The organism is Alphaproteobacteria bacterium (assembly GCA_040905865.1).
Classification (GTDB): Bacteria; Pseudomonadota; Alphaproteobacteria; order UBA8366.
This window is the reverse complement of the sequence record JBBDQU010000035.1, coordinates 20,866-35,752: the sequence shown is the minus strand read 5'-3', so window position 1 is coordinate 35,752 and position 14,887 is coordinate 20,866. Positions and strand designations below refer to the sequence as shown.

At 66.0% G+C, this 14,887-nt stretch carries 12 protein-coding genes; 5 read left to right on the top strand and 7 right to left on the bottom strand.

Features of this window, described 5'->3' with window-relative positions:
- Window positions 1–108: 108 nt before the first annotated feature.
- Both WD767_06880 and WD767_06875 read right to left on the bottom strand, forming a co-directional pair.
- The gene (locus WD767_06880; GenBank protein ID MEX2615802.1) at window positions 109–513 is read right to left on the bottom strand and encodes a cupin domain-containing protein; all 405 of its coding nucleotides are present in this window, start codon (window positions 511–513) and stop codon (window positions 109–111) included.
- Between the two features lie 326 nt (window positions 514–839).
- A complete protein-coding gene (locus WD767_06875) occupies window positions 840–1,322 on the bottom strand; it encodes a VOC family protein (protein MEX2615801.1) in 483 nt (160 codons plus the stop codon).
- 120 nt (window positions 1,323–1,442) lie between these two features.
- On the opposite strand from WD767_06875, the gene WD767_06870 reads away from it, so the two are divergent.
- The 5 genes from WD767_06870 to WD767_06850 all read left to right on the top strand — a co-directional run bounded on the left by WD767_06870 (window position 1,443) and on the right by WD767_06850 (window position 6,922).
- Window positions 1,443–2,231: an enoyl-CoA hydratase gene (locus WD767_06870; GenBank protein MEX2615800.1), complete on the top strand. Its 789-nt coding sequence runs from the start codon at window positions 1,443–1,445 to the stop codon at window positions 2,229–2,231.
- 261 nt (window positions 2,232–2,492) lie between these two features.
- A complete protein-coding gene (locus WD767_06865) occupies window positions 2,493–3,692 on the top strand; it encodes an acyl-CoA dehydrogenase family protein (protein ID MEX2615799.1) in 1,200 nt (399 codons plus the stop codon).
- A 72-nt stretch (window positions 3,693–3,764) separates the two neighbouring features.
- Window positions 3,765–4,928 carry a putative sulfate/molybdate transporter gene (locus tag WD767_06860; protein MEX2615798.1) on the top strand — a complete coding sequence of 388 codons (1,164 nt, stop codon included), beginning with the start codon at window positions 3,765–3,767 and terminating at the stop codon, window positions 4,926–4,928.
- Between the two features lie 94 nt (window positions 4,929–5,022).
- Window positions 5,023–6,402 (top strand): FAD-containing oxidoreductase, encoded by a 1,380-nt coding sequence (locus tag WD767_06855; protein MEX2615797.1) that lies wholly within the window; start codon window positions 5,023–5,025, stop codon window positions 6,400–6,402.
- Between the two features lie 109 nt (window positions 6,403–6,511).
- Window positions 6,512–6,922 (top strand): Rid family hydrolase, encoded by a 411-nt coding sequence (locus tag WD767_06850; GenBank protein MEX2615796.1) that lies wholly within the window; start codon window positions 6,512–6,514, stop codon window positions 6,920–6,922.
- 17 nt (window positions 6,923–6,939) lie between these two features.
- On the opposite strand, the gene WD767_06845 is transcribed toward WD767_06850, so the two are convergent.
- The 5 genes from WD767_06845 to WD767_06825 form a co-directional block, all read right to left on the bottom strand.
- Complete coding sequence (locus WD767_06845) at window positions 6,940–7,911, bottom strand: amidohydrolase family protein (protein ID MEX2615795.1); 972 nt, start codon at window positions 7,909–7,911, stop codon at window positions 6,940–6,942.
- 110 nt (window positions 7,912–8,021) lie between these two features.
- Entirely contained in the window at window positions 8,022–10,130 is a 2,109-nt protein-coding gene (locus tag WD767_06840; protein MEX2615794.1) for a hydantoinase/oxoprolinase family protein, read from the bottom strand.
- Window positions 10,127–11,854, bottom strand: a complete 1,728-nt coding sequence (locus WD767_06835) for a hydantoinase B/oxoprolinase family protein (protein ID MEX2615793.1) — start codon at window positions 11,852–11,854, stop codon at window positions 10,127–10,129. The genes WD767_06840 and WD767_06835 overlap by 4 nt, the downstream gene beginning before the upstream one ends.
- Before the next feature lie 17 nt (window positions 11,855–11,871).
- Window positions 11,872–13,596 carry a hydantoinase B/oxoprolinase family protein gene (locus WD767_06830; protein ID MEX2615792.1) on the bottom strand — a complete coding sequence of 575 codons (1,725 nt, stop codon included), beginning with the start codon at window positions 13,594–13,596 and terminating at the stop codon, window positions 11,872–11,874.
- 6 nt (window positions 13,597–13,602) lie between these two features.
- A complete protein-coding gene (locus WD767_06825; protein ID MEX2615791.1) occupies window positions 13,603–14,514 on the bottom strand; it encodes an SMP-30/gluconolactonase/LRE family protein in 912 nt (303 codons plus the stop codon).
- Window positions 14,515–14,887: the final 373 nt, after the last annotated feature.

The following is a 14,887-nucleotide window of genomic DNA, read 5'->3' as shown; positions in this document are numbered from 1 at the left end:
CCGCATTGAATCACAAACCCCTCACCAAAGGCGAGGGGTTTGTCAGCGGTCTGAAGGGCCGGGTTTATGTGACCCGGCCCTTTTTCGTGGCGGCGGAAACGCCGGGCGTCAGCCGCGCTCCCCGTGCAGTCGTTCGAGGGCGGCGCCCGTTGGCGAATTGCCCGGCCGCACGCTGCCATAGCCGGGTTTCATGAAATAGATCAGCACCATGCGGCTGTCCGGGGCCGCGACGATGGAATGGAACTGGTCCGAGGGAAGGCAGACCAGTTCGCCCTGCGTTACGGGCAGGTCGTCACGTCCGTCGAACACGACCCTGCCGCGCCCTTCGACGATATACATGACCTCGTCCTCATCCGGATGCATATGCATCGGCGTGAACTGCCCCGGCTCGTAACAGTTCATCCTGACCTCGGCCACGCTGGTGGTCATCAACTCCCGGTTGGTCCGCGCCTCGGCCGAAAACGTGATCGCGTCGGCCAGGTTAATGCATGTTGCCGTGTCATTCGCGCCCATAATTCACGCCTCCCTGTGCTATGCTCACACGGTACTCGGCGATATTCTGCGCCGTAAAGTGCGGCAAAGAGAACCCGGGGGGCAATAGCCATGTATTTTCAGACCAGCGGGATGGAACGGCGGGACTGGCGACAGGTACGCGCGATCTACGGGGCGGATTCCGCGAGGCCGGTACCCGGGAGCGTTATGGCCATATCGGCGATGCCTGGCGCGATGTCGTTCTGCTGGAACGCCGAAGCGACCGGGCCGGTGGCGCAAACCTGCCTACAAGGCGTTGCGGCTGATTGGTGACGGGCATTTCGCACAAACAAGACGCGCGTTCCCCGTCACCCCGCCCGCTGCGCCGTCCATTCGTCGAGGATGCGCCGCGCGCCGTTTGTTGCCGGGTTCATCGCCTCGTCATGGTTGGGCAGTTTTACCGAAAGTTCGATGACATAGCCGTTCGGGTCGCGGAAATAGATCGAGTGGATGAAGTCGTGGTCGGCGACACCGCGGGTTTCGATGCCCGCCGCCCTGCCCTTCGCGAACATACGGTCGAAGGTTTCCCGGTCCGTTTCCAGTGCGATATGCAGGTCGAAATCATGCTGGTCCTTGAACTCGAAGGGCTGGTCCGGGGCTTCGAAGAAGGCAAGATAGGACCCGTCGCCCAGTTCGTAAAACGTGTGCAGCACATTCGTGTCACGCCCGGTCCTGGTCGTGTCGATCGCCAGCGATCCGGCGAGGGGCAATTCCAGAAATTCCTCGTAGAACTGTCGTGTTTCCTCCGAATTGCGGCAGCGATATGCGTTGTGATGCAGTCCCTTGATCATATGCGTCTCCTCCGCCATTCCCGGCCCTTGGCGGTTGCCATGTGACCTGCGAGACTAATGTAGGCGCCATACCGTGCGCGCCAACCCGTATGACCATTTTTGCCCGAGGATGTAATTTCGATGACCGATACCCTGCTGGAAAACGTCGCCGACGGCGTCGCCACCCTGACCATGAATCGCCCGGAAGCGCTGAATGCGATGACGCCGGACATGATGGCGGCGGCCCTTGACGCGCTGACCCGCCACGCGAACGACCCCGGCGTCCGCGCCATCATCCTGACCGGCGCCGGGCGCGGTTTCTGCGCCGGGGGCGATGTGAAGCGCATGGACAGGGCGGCGGCGGAACCGACGCTGGAGGAACGGGTGCTGGGCCTGCGCCAGCGCATGGAGGTGTCGCGCCTGCTGCACCAGATCGCCAAACCGACCATCGCCATGGTGCGCGGCCCGGCGGCGGGGGCCGGGATGTCGCTGGCGCTGGCCTGCGACATGCGCATCGCCAGCGAAACCGCGCGCTTCACCACCGCCTTCGCCCGCGTCGGCCTGTCCGGCGATTTTGGCGGCGCCTATTTCCTGACCCGGCTGGTCGGGACGGCCAAGGCGCGCGAGCTGTACTGGCTGTCCGAAACCGTACCGGCGGACCAGGCGCTGGCGCTGGGCATGGTCAACCGGGTCGTGCCGGACGACGCGCTGGAGGCGGAAACCATGGCGATCGCGAAGCGGCTGGCGGACGGTCCCGTCGTGACGCTGGGTTACATGAAGAAAAACCTGAACGCGGCGGAAACCGGATCGCTGGAGGCGGTTTTCGACCTGGAGGCGATGCACCATTCGCGTTGCTCCCAGACCGAGGACCACAAGGAAGCGGCCCGCGCCTTTGTCGAAAAACGCAAACCGGTTTTCCAGGGACGCTAGAGCACATCAGGATTGAATAGAACCACAACGGGTTCTATTCAATCCTGTGAAGGTGCTCTGCTTTCAATAAGATAGATCAGATTCACGTGATTGTTGGATCGCCGCAGGCGATCCAACAATCACGATCTGATCCAGGTCGCCGCGCGGCGTTGACGGCCACGCGATTGCCCTGAAGCGGGAAATGTTGTTACCGTAACGGTACGCGGTTCCGATCTGTCCGATACAGGCGGCGGGAATCCGTACCGGGGGAAGGAAACGAACATGGTATCCATTGCAGCAACCGCCCAGCCGGGCGTTTCGGATCGGGAACATTATCTGGCGAAGATCCGCGACGTGGGCCCGGTCATTACCGAATCGCTCACCGAGATCGAGCAGAACCGCCGCCTGCCGCCAAAGCTGCTGGACGCGATGCATAATGCCGGGCTGTTCCGCCTGCTGCTGCCCAGGGAATTCGGCGGCGGGCAGCTCAGGCCGTCGGATTTCTCCCGGATCATCGAGGAGCTGGGCCGGTATGACGCCAGCGTCGCGTGGGTGACCTGCCAGGGCAATGGCTGCTCCCAGGTCGCGGCCTTCATGAACCCGGACGATGCGAAGCGCATGTGGAACGACGACAAGCGCGCGGTGCTGGCCTGGGGGCCGGGCAAATCGACGGCGCAGAAGGTCGATGGCGGCTATATCGTCAACGCCCATACCCGCTTCGCCAGCGGCTGCCGCCATGCAAGCTGGCTCGGCACCCATGCGACGCTGGTGGACGGCAAGGGCGAACCGGTGCCCGATGCCGCCGGCAAGCCGCAGGTCCGTACCATGCTGATGCCCAAGGCCGACGTGGAGATGGAGGACATCTGGAACGTCATGGGCCTGCGCGGCACCGCCAGTGACGGGTATTTCGTGAAGGACCTGTTCGTGCCGGAGGGGAATACCCTCAAGCGCGATTACGCGCCCGATCGCTGGCATGACGGCACCATGTACAAGTTCAAGCAGACCAACATGTACGCCAGCGGCTTTTCGGGGCTTGCCATGGGGGTCGCGGCGCAGATCCTGGACGAGTTCCACAAGCTGGCGCTGAAGAAGACGCCGCAGCGCCAGCAGAGCACCCTCGCCCTGAACCCGGTCGTGCAGTATGAATACGCGCAGGCGCGGATCTGGCTCGATGCGGCGCGCTGCTTCCAGCGCAGCGAACTGGACGACATGTTCGACGAGGCGGAAGCAACCGGCGAGGTCACCATCGACCACCGCATGCGCCTGCGCATCGCCACCACCCATGCGATTCATGAAGCGAAGCGGGCGGCGGACCTGATGTACGAGGCGGCGGGCGCCTCGGTGATCTTCAACAGCGCCCCGTTCGAACGCCGCTTCCGTGACATCCATACGGTGACCCAGCAGACGCAGGGGCGGAAGGCGCATTACCAGATCGTCGGTTCCTACTGGTTCGGCAACGAGCCGGACCTGTCGTCGCTGTAGAAAGCGGCGCCGGTCGGGCCGGTACCCCGGCGATACGGAATAGTCGAACGGCGTCCCGGAGGACGAGCGACCTTGGAAGTATCGAAGGGACATGATTTTACGGTAAACCTGCGCGAGTTGAACGGCGCGCTGGCCGACCTGGGAACCCTGCTGCCCCTGGTGCTGGGGACCATTGTCGTCGCGGGACTGCCGCCGGTGCCGGTGTTGCTCGGTTTTGCGGTCTTCTACATCGCCTCCGCGCTCTACTACCGCCTGCCGGTCCCGGTGCAGCCGATGAAGGCGGTCGCCGCCGTCATCCTGACGGCCCCGGTCGCCGCCGGAAGCATCATGGCCAGCGGCGTCATGATAGGCGTCCTGCTGCTCGTGCTCGGCCTGACCGGGTGGCTCGGTCGGCTGGCGCGACTGGTGCCGCAATCGGTGCTCAGCGGGTTGCAGCTCGGCCTCGGCGTGGCGCTGATGCTGGTCGGCTTCAGCCTGATGGCGACGGCGCCGGTCATCGCCGGTGTGACGCTGATGCTGCTGGTCGGTCTGATGCTGGCGCCGCGCGTTCCGTCGGTACCGATTGCGCTGGCTGCCGCCATCGGCCTTGCGCACTGGCTCGGCGTCGCCGGAATCGGGGCCGGTTCCGGGTTCCCCGATGCCCTCGTCCTGCCGTCGCTTCCCTCGGTGACAGACCTGACGGAGGCATTCTCCCTGCTCGTACTGCCGCAACTGCCGCTTACCTTCACCAACGCGGTCCTGCTTACCGCGCTGGTCGCCGGCGACTGTTTCGGCGACCGCGCCGCGCATGTCACGCCCGCCCGGCTGTCGGTGACCAGCGGCCTCGCGAACATCCTGCTGACCCCGTTCGGCGCGCTGCCGATGTGCCACGGCGCCGGCGGGCTTGCGGCGCATCACCGCTTCGGCGCGCGAAGCGGTACGGCGCCGCTGCTGCTCGGCCTCGCGCTGCTGGTCCTGGCCCTGCTGCCCGGCGGCGGCGGCCTTGCGCTGCTCGGCGCCGTGCCGGCGGCGGGACTGGGGGCGCTGCTGATGCTGGCCTCGGCGCAACTCGCGTTAAACAGACGGCTGTTCGACAGCAGGCTGTCCTGCTGGCCGGTCATCGCCGCGACGGCCGCGGTCACGATCTGGATCGACCCCTTCTGGGGCCTGCTCGCCGGCGCAGCCGCCGAGGTCATTCGTTCTGTCGCCGTCCGGCTGTGGCTCAGGCGTGCGACTGCGGGACCGAAGGCGGGATAGGCCCGCGCCAGTGCGGATTTATCGCGCGACGACCTACAAATTCCATCCATTCGGATTAGCTAGGAAACTAGGTCCACAGCAATGGAGTCCGGCCATGGCGGAAAACTTCGACGCGATTATTATCGGAACCGGCCAGGCCGGACCGCCGCTCGCGGCGCGGATGACGGCAAAAGGCATGAAGACCGCTATCATCGAACGGAAACGCTTCGGGGGCACCTGCGTCAATGTGGGGTGCACCCCGACCAAGGCGCTGGTCGCGAGCGCACGGGCGGCCCATATGGCACGCCGCAGTGCGGATTTCGGCGTGACCGTCGGCGGCGCCGTTTCGGTAGACATGAAACAGGTCAAGGACCGTAAGGACCGTATCGTGCGCCAGTCCAATGAAGGGCTTACGAACTGGCTGAAGAATATGGAAAACCTGACCGTTTACGAAGGCCATGCCAGATTCGAAGGCGCCCATTCCATCCGGGTCAACGGGGACCTGCTGGAAGCGCCCTGGATCGTCCTCAATGTCGGCGCCCGCGCCGTAGTGCCGGACATGCCGGGTATCGGCGAGGTCGACTACCTGACCAGTTCCGGCATGATGGATGTGGATTTCCTCCCCGAACACCTGGTCATCGTCGGCGGCAGCTATATCGGCCTCGAATTCGCCCAGATGTACCGGCGCTTCGGCAGCAGGGTCACCGTGGTGGAGAAGGGGCCGCGGCTGATCGGGAGGGAGGACGAGGACGTCTCCGCCGCCGTGCAGGAAATTCTGGAAGGCGAAGGAATCGAAGTCCGGCTCGCTGCCGAATGCATCGGGTTGGCGAAGCGTGGCGACCGGGTGGCGGTGACCGCCAACTGCGAGCCGGAGGCCACGGAAATCGTGGGCTCCCACGTCCTGATCGCCGTCGGCCGGAGACCCAATACCGACGACCTGCACCTCGACAGGGCGGGTGTCGAAACCGACGAGCGTGGATATGTCACGGTCGACGACGAGCTTCGCACGAATGTTCCCGGCATCTGGGCCACGGGCGATGTCAACGGGCGCGGCGCGTTCACCCACACGTCCTACAACGATTATGAAATTCTAGCCGCCAACATGTTCGACGGCGACCCACGGCGCGTTTCCGACCGCATCCAGACATACGGCCTTTTCATCGATCCGCCGCTGGGGCGGGCAGGCATGACGGAACGCGAAATCCGGGATTCCGGACGCAAGGCGCTGGTCGGCAGGATGAAGATGACCGGCGTCAGCCGCGCGCGGGAGCGCAGCGAGACCCAGGGGCTGATGAAGATCCTGATCGACGCGGACGCCGGGACGGTTCTCGGCGCGGCGATCCTCGGCATTCGGGGCGACGAGGTCGTCCACTCGGTGCTCGACGTGATGTATGCCGGCGCGCCCTACACTGTGATCCAGCAGGCCGTGCACATACATCCGACCGTGACGGAGCTCATTCCGACAATGCTCGGCGACCTGAAACCGCTCGAATAGAACAGATCGCCGCAAACCGATATGATTTTTTGGCGTGTATCGTCACAGCGGCATTCCGGCCTGTGTGGGTGCTATACTTTCAATGAGACAGACCAGCCGGGAGCCACGCATGCCACACAGGCGCATTCGCCCCTTCGACCAGACGATGACCCATGACGGCCAGGACGTTACCTATGAGCTGTCGATGGCGGTGCGCGCCGGCAACAGGGTATGGGTCCGCGGACAGACGGGGCTCGACTTCGACGGAGTCTTTGTCGGCAGGGGCGACCCCGCCGCGCAGGCAGAAAACGCAATGCGCTGTGCGGACGTCCTGCTGCGCGAAGCCGGCGCATCCCTGAACGATATCGTCAAGACAACAGTGTATCTGACGGACCGTGCGCACCGGGCGCCGGTCTATGCCGTACTTGCCAAATGGCTCAAGGGCGTCCGCCCGTGTCAGACGGGCCTGATCGTCGCCGGTCTGGCGCTGCCCGATATGTTGATGGAAATCGATATCGAGGCGGTCATCGCGGCGGACTGATGCGCCGGATCGCCGGTTCAGGGCGCGCCAAGGCCCGGCATGAGCCGGTGCGCGTTACCCCGCCGGATCGCCACCATATCCGAGGGCGTGAGACCCAGTCCCGCCCCTTCCAGCGCCGCCAGCCCGTCCGTCGTATCGGACAGCGGCACATAGGGAAAATCGCTGCCCATCAGGACCTGGCTGACCGGCGCCGTGGCCAGAAGAGCCGCAATCGCCGGTTTGGAAACCATGCCACCCAAGTCGTAATACAGCCGCGCCAGTTCCGCCTCAACCCCCTGCGGCGCCTGGATTTTCATCGCCTCCCGACCGTAATAGGCGATTCTGCTTGCCACCATCGGCACGAATCCACCCGCGTGGCAGAATATCCAGCGGATATCGCGATAGCGCCGGAACACGCCCTTGAACAGCATGTTGGTGACGGTACGCGTGGTATCGGCCGGTACTTCCGCGATCATCGGAATGACCTCCGGAAAGATATTGCGACAGCAGAACGGCACGGACGGGTGCACGAACGTCACGGCCTTGCGACGGTTCAGTTCCGCCATCACCGGTTCGAAGCGCGCATCGCCCAGCCACATGTCGCCGTAACTGGTCAGCAGCCCGATCCCGCTGGCGCCCAGCGTGTCGAGCGCATGGGCGATTTCGGCCAGGCTGCCCGCCGGATCCGGCAATGGCACGGCGGCGAAGAAGCCATACCGGCCGGGATGTTTCGCAACAAGGCCGGCGGCATACTCGTTCACCCGGCGCGCCGTTTCGCGGGCGCGCGGCGCATCGTCGAACCATACGCCGGGCGTCGACAGGGACAGCACGGACGTTGAAACGCCGACCGCGTCCATCGCCGCGATGGAAAGCTCCGGCGACCATCCCGTCCACGCCGACGACAGCGTTCCGCCGCGCCCGGCGGCAATCCTGTCGCGATATTCCTCCAGGTAGAACGGCGGCACGATATGGTGGTGCACGTCGATGCAGTGGCGGTCAGATGCAGGCATGAGAGCAGGCTCCCCGACAGAGGCGGAATGATCGCGACGGATTTCGGGCAGTCTGGATGACCCGTGCCGGCGCGTAAAGCGTCGGTTCGTCGCCGCGCGCCGCGAACCTGCTATAGAGGAGACGAAACCTCGCCCCGCTCCAGCACCACGTTGTTCCAGCCGTCGAGCCGCGCCGTCCAGCCGGGGCGGATGACGATGGTGGTGTCGTACTCCTCGACGATCAGCGGGCCATGCTGCGGCTTTTCGCCCAGCCCGGAGCGCGGGATTACCGGGGTGTCGAGCCAGCCGTGGTCGGGCCCGAAGTAAGCCTCGCGGCGGCTGGCTTCGGGCACCTTCTCCATGGCGCGGCGGGCGCGGTCGGGAACACGGGGGAATTCGTCGAGGCCTCGGCCCACCGCCTTCAGCGACACGATTTGCAGCACCTCCCTGTCGGAGCGATAGCCGAAGGTGTGATCGTGCTGGCTGGCGAAGCGTTCGGCGAAATCCGCGAGGCCCGCCGCATCCACCGGCATGTGCTCGAAGGGCACGGTCAATGACGAATTCTGGCCGACATATTTGACCTCCGCCGACAGGGCGATGGTCTTGCGGTCCGGCCCCGTGAACCCGTCCGCCTCCAGCAGTTCGGCGGCCTCGTCCGAGAGGGATTGCAGCGCGGCGTTCAATTCTTCCAGTTGCAGGCTGTCCAGGCGACGGTAGAAGGCGCGCACCGGCTGGTGCTCCATATCGGCGAACAGCAAGCCCAGCGCGCAGAACAGCCCCGCCACCGGCGGCACGACGATTCGGCCGATGCGCAGCGATTCCGCGAGGTCGCAGACATGCACGCCGCCATTGCCGCCGAAGCCGACCAGGGTGAAATCGGCGGGGTCGAGCCCCCGCTCCGACGACACGGCGGACAGGGCGCGCATCATGGTCGCGTTGGCGATGAGGTGGATGCCGTAGGTGAGGTCCGTGCGGTCCTGTTTCACCCGCGCCGCGAGCGCGTCCATCTGCGCCGCCGCCTTCGCCCGGTTCACCTTCAACTCCCCGCCGACAAGGTATTCCTGGTTCAGGTAGCCGAGCAGCAGGTTGGCGTCGGTCACCGTCGGGTCGGCGCCGCCAAGGTCGTAGCAGACCGGACCCGGCGCCGCCCCGGCGCTGCGCGGCCCCACCTGCACCGCACCGCCGGCGTCCACCCAGGCGATGCTGCCGCCGCCGGCGCCGACCTCCGCAATGTCGATTGTCGGCACCTGCACCACATAGCCCCCGCCGCGGATCATGCGGTGGCCCAGCGCCGCGCCGCCGCCAACCTCGGTTTCCGGCGACAGGCCGAAGCGACCGCCTTCGATGATCGCCGCCTTGGCGGTGGTGCCGCCCATGTCGAAGACCAGCATGTTGTCGGTGCCGATGCGCGTGCCCATGCGCTGCGCGCCGACCACCCCGGCGGCCGGGCCGGATTCGATGATGTAGACCGGATCGCGCGCCGCGCCCTTCGCCGGCAGCACGCCGCCGTTGGACTGCATGATGTTGAGCGGCACGGCGATGCCCAGTTCGGCCAGCCGGCGTTGCAGCGACGCGACGTAGCGTTCGATCACCGGGCGGATATAGGCGTTCACCACGACCGTGCTGGTGCGTTCGTATTCCTGCACCTGGGGCACCAGTTCGGTGGAGATCGTCACGGGGACGCCCGGCGCGTTCCGCCGCAGGATCGCCGCCGCCCGTTCCTCGTGTTCCGGGTTGGCGTAGGCGTTGATGAAGCACACGGCGATGGCGTCGGCGCCCAGCGCGACGCAGCGCTTTCCCACCGCGGCGCAGGCGGCCTCGTCCAGCGGGATATGCACGTCGCCGGAGGCCAGCATGCGTTCCGGCACCTCCAGCCGCAACCGGCGCTCGACCAGCGGTTCCGGCTTGCGGAAGTCGAGGTCGTAGAGCCGCGGCGAGCGGAAACGACCGATTTCCAGCACGTCGCGGAAGCCCTGCGTCGTCACCAGCGCGACCGTCACGCCCTTGCGCTCGATAATGGCGTTGGTCGCGACCGTGGTGCCGTGCCCGACCTCGCGGATCGCCGACGCCGCGATGCCGGTTTCCGCCAGTAATGCCGCGGCGCCTTCCTGGATGGCGCGGCTGTAATCGTCGGGGGTGGAGAGGATCTTCTTGCTGTACAGCGCGCCGTCATCGCCGAGCAGCACGATATCGGTGAAGGTGCCGCCGATATCCACGCCGAGCCGAAAACCGCCGCTCATGCCGCCGCTCCGGCGCGGCGCAGGGCCAGGGTGGCGGGAAGATCGACCGCGAAGCTGACGGGATCGACGACGACGCCATAGGCGTCACGGGCATGGGTCAATGTGATCTTCTCCTGTTTCACGTCCTCGGCGACGGCGTCGGGATCGCGTTGAATGGGGTCGCCGTAGCCGCCCGCCGCGCCCATTTCGGCGCGGAAGCCTTCGCCCCGTTGCAGGCGCCGCACGAATTTCGACGGCGCGTCGTGGCGGGTGCCGTCGGCATCGAAGACGAAGGATTTTGCGGGACGGCCGTCCTTTCCGCCGAAAATCCCCCAGCAACCAGTCTTGTGCCGGTCGGAACGGTGCTGGACGGTGGCGGAGTCGTTGAGGATCCGGTACTGCCGCACGAGACCGAGGCCGCCGCGATAGCGTCCCGGCCCGCCGCTGTCGGGCAGGAAGGCGTATTCCTCGACCATCACGGGGTTTTCCGCCTCGATGGTTTCCACCGGCGTGTTGGCGAGGTTGCCGAGGAAATACGGCCCGCCGTCCTGGCCGTCCAGGTCGGGACCGCCGCCGCGCCCGGTGATGTTGTGGAATTCCACATGGACGAAGCGCTTGCCGCGTTCGTCGTTGCCGCTGATGGCGAGGCCGAATTCGGACCCGCCGGGACAGGCGGGGATGCGCCCCTCGAACAGCTTCGCCATGGCGCCAATGACGCATGTGCGCAGCCGGTAGCCGCCCTGGCTGCGCGCCCCCAGCGCGGCGGGGAAGCGCGGATTGACCCAGGAGCCTTCCGGCGCGATCACCCTGATGGGCCGGTAGAAACCGGCGTTGTTCGGCGTATCCAGCGGCATCACCGCGCGCAGCGCCGCGTAGCTGAGCGACGCCGTGTACCAGTAATTGGTATGCAGGGCGCCGCCGCGCTGGGCGTCCGTGCCGGTGAAGTCGACGATGAATTCGTCGCCGCGCACGGACAGCCTGCACTGGATCTTTACCGGCCCGCCGCCGACGCCGTCATCGTCGTTCCATTCGGTGAATTCCGCCTCGCCGTCGGGCAGATCGCGGATCGCCGCGCGCACCAGCCGCTCGGTGTAGTCGACGAGGGCGCGCATGTAGAGTTTCAGCTCCGCCGGGGAATACCGCTCCAGCAGCTTGTGGATTTCCCGCTCCGCCGCGGTCAGCGCCGCGATCTGCGAACGGATGTCGCCCATCACCTTGTCGGGCACGCGGGTGTTGTATTCGATGATGTTCAGGAGGGTCGCGTTGGGCCTGCCGCCCTCGACGATCTTCGACGGCGGGATGCGCAGGCCTTCCTGGAAGATTTCGTCGCTGTCGGCCGCCCCGCCGCCGGGCACGCGCCCGCCCAGGTCGGTGTGATGCAGGATGAGGCCGAGGATGCAAACGATCCCGCCGTCGTGGAACACGGGCTTGAACATGAAGATGTCGTTGAGGTGGCTGCCGCCGTGATATGGGTCGTTGTTGGCCAGCATGTCGCCGGGCCGGATGTCCCCCTCGAACGCGTCGAGGCAGCAGCGCAGCGCCGGCATGGTCGCGCCGAGATGGGCCGGCAACGCCAGCCCCTGCGCGACCATGGTGCCGTCCGGGTCGCAGATCGAGCCGGAGAAATCCAGATTGTTGCGTACCAGGCTGGAACGTGATGTGCGGATCACCGACACCATCATGTTGTCGGAGATCATCTCCAGCGCGTTCTTGACGAGTTCCAGCTTGACGGGATCGACGTCCATGCGTTCTTTCCTGCAGGTTATGGGGATACGGTGGCGCGCAGCCGCGCCGTTTCGGCGGGGTCGGGCGCGCCGGTGGACGGATCGACGGCGACGCCGTAGGCCGCACGGGCATGGGCCACCGTGATTTTTTCCTGCCGCACGTCTTCCGCCACCGCCGCCGGGTCGCGGGCGAAGGGATCGCCATGGCCGCCGGCGCCGGGCATTTCCGACCGGAAGATTTCGTCGCGGCGCATGCGGCGCACGAACTTGCTCGGCGCCTCGGAACGATTGCCCTCGCGGTCGACGTAGAACGACCTGCCCAGCGCGCCGGCCCCGCCGCCCTGCAGCCCCCAGCACGGGTGCATGTGGCGGTCGGAACGCTGCTGCACCGTCACCTCCTCGGCCAGGAACCGGTACTGCCGCGACAGGCCGAGCGCCCCGCGATGCCGGCCCGGTCCGCCCGTGTCGGGCAGGAAGCCGTATTCCTCCACCAGCAGCGGGTTTTCCGCCTCGATCACCTCCACCGGCGTGTTGGACAGGTTGCCGAGCCAGTAAGGACCCGCATCCTGCCCGTCGGCATCCGGGCTGCCGCCGCGACCGGACATGTTATGGAATTCCACATGCACGAAGCGCTTGCCGTCCGGCCTTGCCCCGGCGACCGACAGACCGAATTCCGACCCGCCGGGACAGGCGGGCATGCGTTGCGGCAGCAGCCCGGCGATCGCGCCGCTGACCAGCGTCCGCACCCGGTAGCCGCCCTGCCCCCGCGCGCCCAGCGCCGCCGGGAATTTCGGGTTGACCCAGCTTCCTTCCGGCGCGATCACCTCAATCGCGCGGTAGAACCCCGCATTGGTCGGGATCTCGCGCGGCAGCACCGCCCGCAGCGCCGCATAGGTCAGCGAGCAGGTAAAGGGATAGTTGGTGTGCAGCGCCCCGCCCTTCTGCCTGTCGGTCCCGGAGAAATCGGCGGTCACTTTATCGCCCTTTACCGTCAGCCGGCAGTGCAGCCGTACCGGCCCGCCGCCGACGCCGTCATCGTCGTTCCATTCGGTGAATTCCGCCGTGCCGTCGGGCAGGTCGCGGATCGCGGCGCGGACCATGCGTTCCGCGTATTCGATCAGCTCGCCCATATAGGCTTTCAGTTCGCCGACGCCGTACCGTTCGGCGAATTTGACGATTTCCGCCTCCGCCGCCATCAGCGCCGCCATCTGGGCGCGGATGTCGCCCATGACCAGGTCGGGAACCCGGGTATTGTATTCGATCACGTTCAGCAGGGTGCGGTTGGGTTTGCCGGCTTCCATGATCTTGGCCGGCGGGATGCGCAGCCCTTCCTGGAAAATCTCGTCGCTGTCCCCCGCCTGGCCCCCGGCGACGCGGCCGCCAAGGTCGGTGTGGTGCAGGATCAGCGACAGGATGCAGACCCGCTCGCCGTCCACATGGACCGGCCGGAACATGAAGATGTCGTTCAGGTGACTGCCGCCGGAATAGGGATCGTTGGTGGCCAGCATGTCGCCCGGCCCGACTTCGTCGCCGAAGAAGGCGAGGCAGCCCTTGAGCGCCGGCGGGATGGCCCCGAGATGCGAAGGCAGCGCCAGCCCCTGCGCCACCATGTCGCCCTGCGCATCGCAGATGGCGCCGGAGAAGTCGAGGTTGTTCTTGACCAGCGTGGAGCGCGCCGTGCGGACCACCGACACCATCATGTTGTCGGAAATCATCTCCAGCCCGTTGCGGATCAGTTCCAGCCTGATGGGATCGAAGGCCATGCCCGCCTACGCGCCCTTCTTGTTATGGAACTTGTGGAAGGGATGCGGGTTGCCCGCCGTCGTCATCCGCAGCGTATAGACCGAGGTCACGGCGCAGACGAACAGGGTCTTCAGGTCATCGCCGCCGAAGGCGATGTTCACCGCCATTTCCGGCACGCGGATGATGCCGAGGAACCGTCCGTCGGGTTCGTGCACCCAGATGCCGCCCGGGCCGGTGGTGTAGACGCGGCCCTCCACATCGACCTTCATGCCGTCGGGGATGCCCGGCCCGTCGCCAATGCTGAGGTCGGCGAAGATTCGTTTGCGGCGGATGCTGCCGTCATCGTTGAAATCGATGGCGTGGACGTATTGCGTCCATCGTGTATTGGCGATGTAAAGCGTGCGTTCGTCCGGCGACAGGGCGAGGCCGTTGGGATATTCCACGTCGACGATGGGCGTGACGTCACCCGCCGGTGTCACACGGTAGACGCGGGCGCCGCCATAGATGCCATGCGCGTCTCCTTCCGGCCCCGGCTGCCCACGGTCGACGAAGGGGATGCGCATGGACGGGTCGGTGAACCAGTTGCTGCCGTCGGAATGGCAGATCACGTCGTTGGGCCGGTTCAGCCGGCCGCCCTTGTAGCTGTCCGTCAGCACGCTGACGGTGCCGTCATGCTCCGTGCGGGTAACGGCGTGCATTTCGCCCTCGCAATGGATCAGCCGGCCTTCCAGGTCGAAGGTCATCCCGTTGCCGCCAACGGTATTGCGGACCACCTCCGGCTTCCCGCCCAGCGTCAGCCGGTACAGCGTGCCCGGGCGGATATCGTTGAAATAGAAAAACCCGTCCGGGTGCCACAACGGCCCCTCGGTAAAGACGAAACCGGTCGCCTGCTGCACGGCTTCGGGGGATTCAAGTATGTCGGGCAGATAGTTGATCATTGCGGGGGCGCCTTTTGCGGGTTGCTGTCCACCGCATGCTTGGCCGTGACGCCCGCGCCGTCAAGGGGGGGTGGTTCACCTGATTAGAGTGTTCGTCCGGGTCTGGACCGTATTCGATGAGTCGGTCGGTGCGGCCTGTGCGATGCGGAGCAACAGGAAGGCGATGAGGGCGACGGGGGAGTGTCAGATATATTGTGTAAGAGGTGGCCGGGCGCGGCACGGGCAACAGCCGCAACGGCTATTCCGGCAAGACGGTGCTGACCGAGGGGATGATCGGCTCGCCCGGGCAGGAGGATAGCGAGGCTAACGCCGGACCGGATACCGGAACGGTCAGCTTGGCCGGTTGATCGGTAAACATGATTCGCTTACCATC

What these genes read in the sequence shown, in the direction of transcription:
- WD767_06830 (MEX2615792.1), bottom strand. Translation starts at nt 13,596, where the DNA reads ATGGCCTTCGATCCCATCAGGCTGGAACTGATCCGCAACGGGCTGGAG.
- WD767_06850 (MEX2615796.1), top strand. Translation starts at nt 6,512, where the DNA reads ATGCCACACAGGCGCATTCGCCCCTTCGACCAGACGATGACCCATGAC.
- WD767_06875 (MEX2615801.1), bottom strand. Translation starts at nt 1,322, where the DNA reads ATGATCAAGGGACTGCATCACAACGCATATCGCTGCCGCAATTCGGAG.
- WD767_06845 (MEX2615795.1), bottom strand. Translation starts at nt 7,911, where the DNA reads ATGCCTGCATCTGACCGCCACTGCATCGACGTGCACCACCATATCGTG.
- WD767_06865 (MEX2615799.1), top strand. Translation starts at nt 2,493, where the DNA reads ATGGTATCCATTGCAGCAACCGCCCAGCCGGGCGTTTCGGATCGGGAA.
- WD767_06840 (MEX2615794.1), bottom strand. Translation starts at nt 10,130, where the DNA reads ATGAGCGGCGGTTTTCGGCTCGGCGTGGATATCGGCGGCACCTTCACC.
- WD767_06835 (MEX2615793.1), bottom strand. Translation starts at nt 11,854, where the DNA reads ATGGACGTCGATCCCGTCAAGCTGGAACTCGTCAAGAACGCGCTGGAG.
- WD767_06855 (MEX2615797.1), top strand. Translation starts at nt 5,023, where the DNA reads ATGGCGGAAAACTTCGACGCGATTATTATCGGAACCGGCCAGGCCGGA.
- WD767_06880 (MEX2615802.1), bottom strand. Translation starts at nt 513, where the DNA reads ATGGGCGCGAATGACACGGCAACATGCATTAACCTGGCCGACGCGATC.
- WD767_06825 (MEX2615791.1), bottom strand. Translation starts at nt 14,514, where the DNA reads ATGATCAACTATCTGCCCGACATACTTGAATCCCCCGAAGCCGTGCAG.
- WD767_06870 (MEX2615800.1), top strand. Translation starts at nt 1,443, where the DNA reads ATGACCGATACCCTGCTGGAAAACGTCGCCGACGGCGTCGCCACCCTG.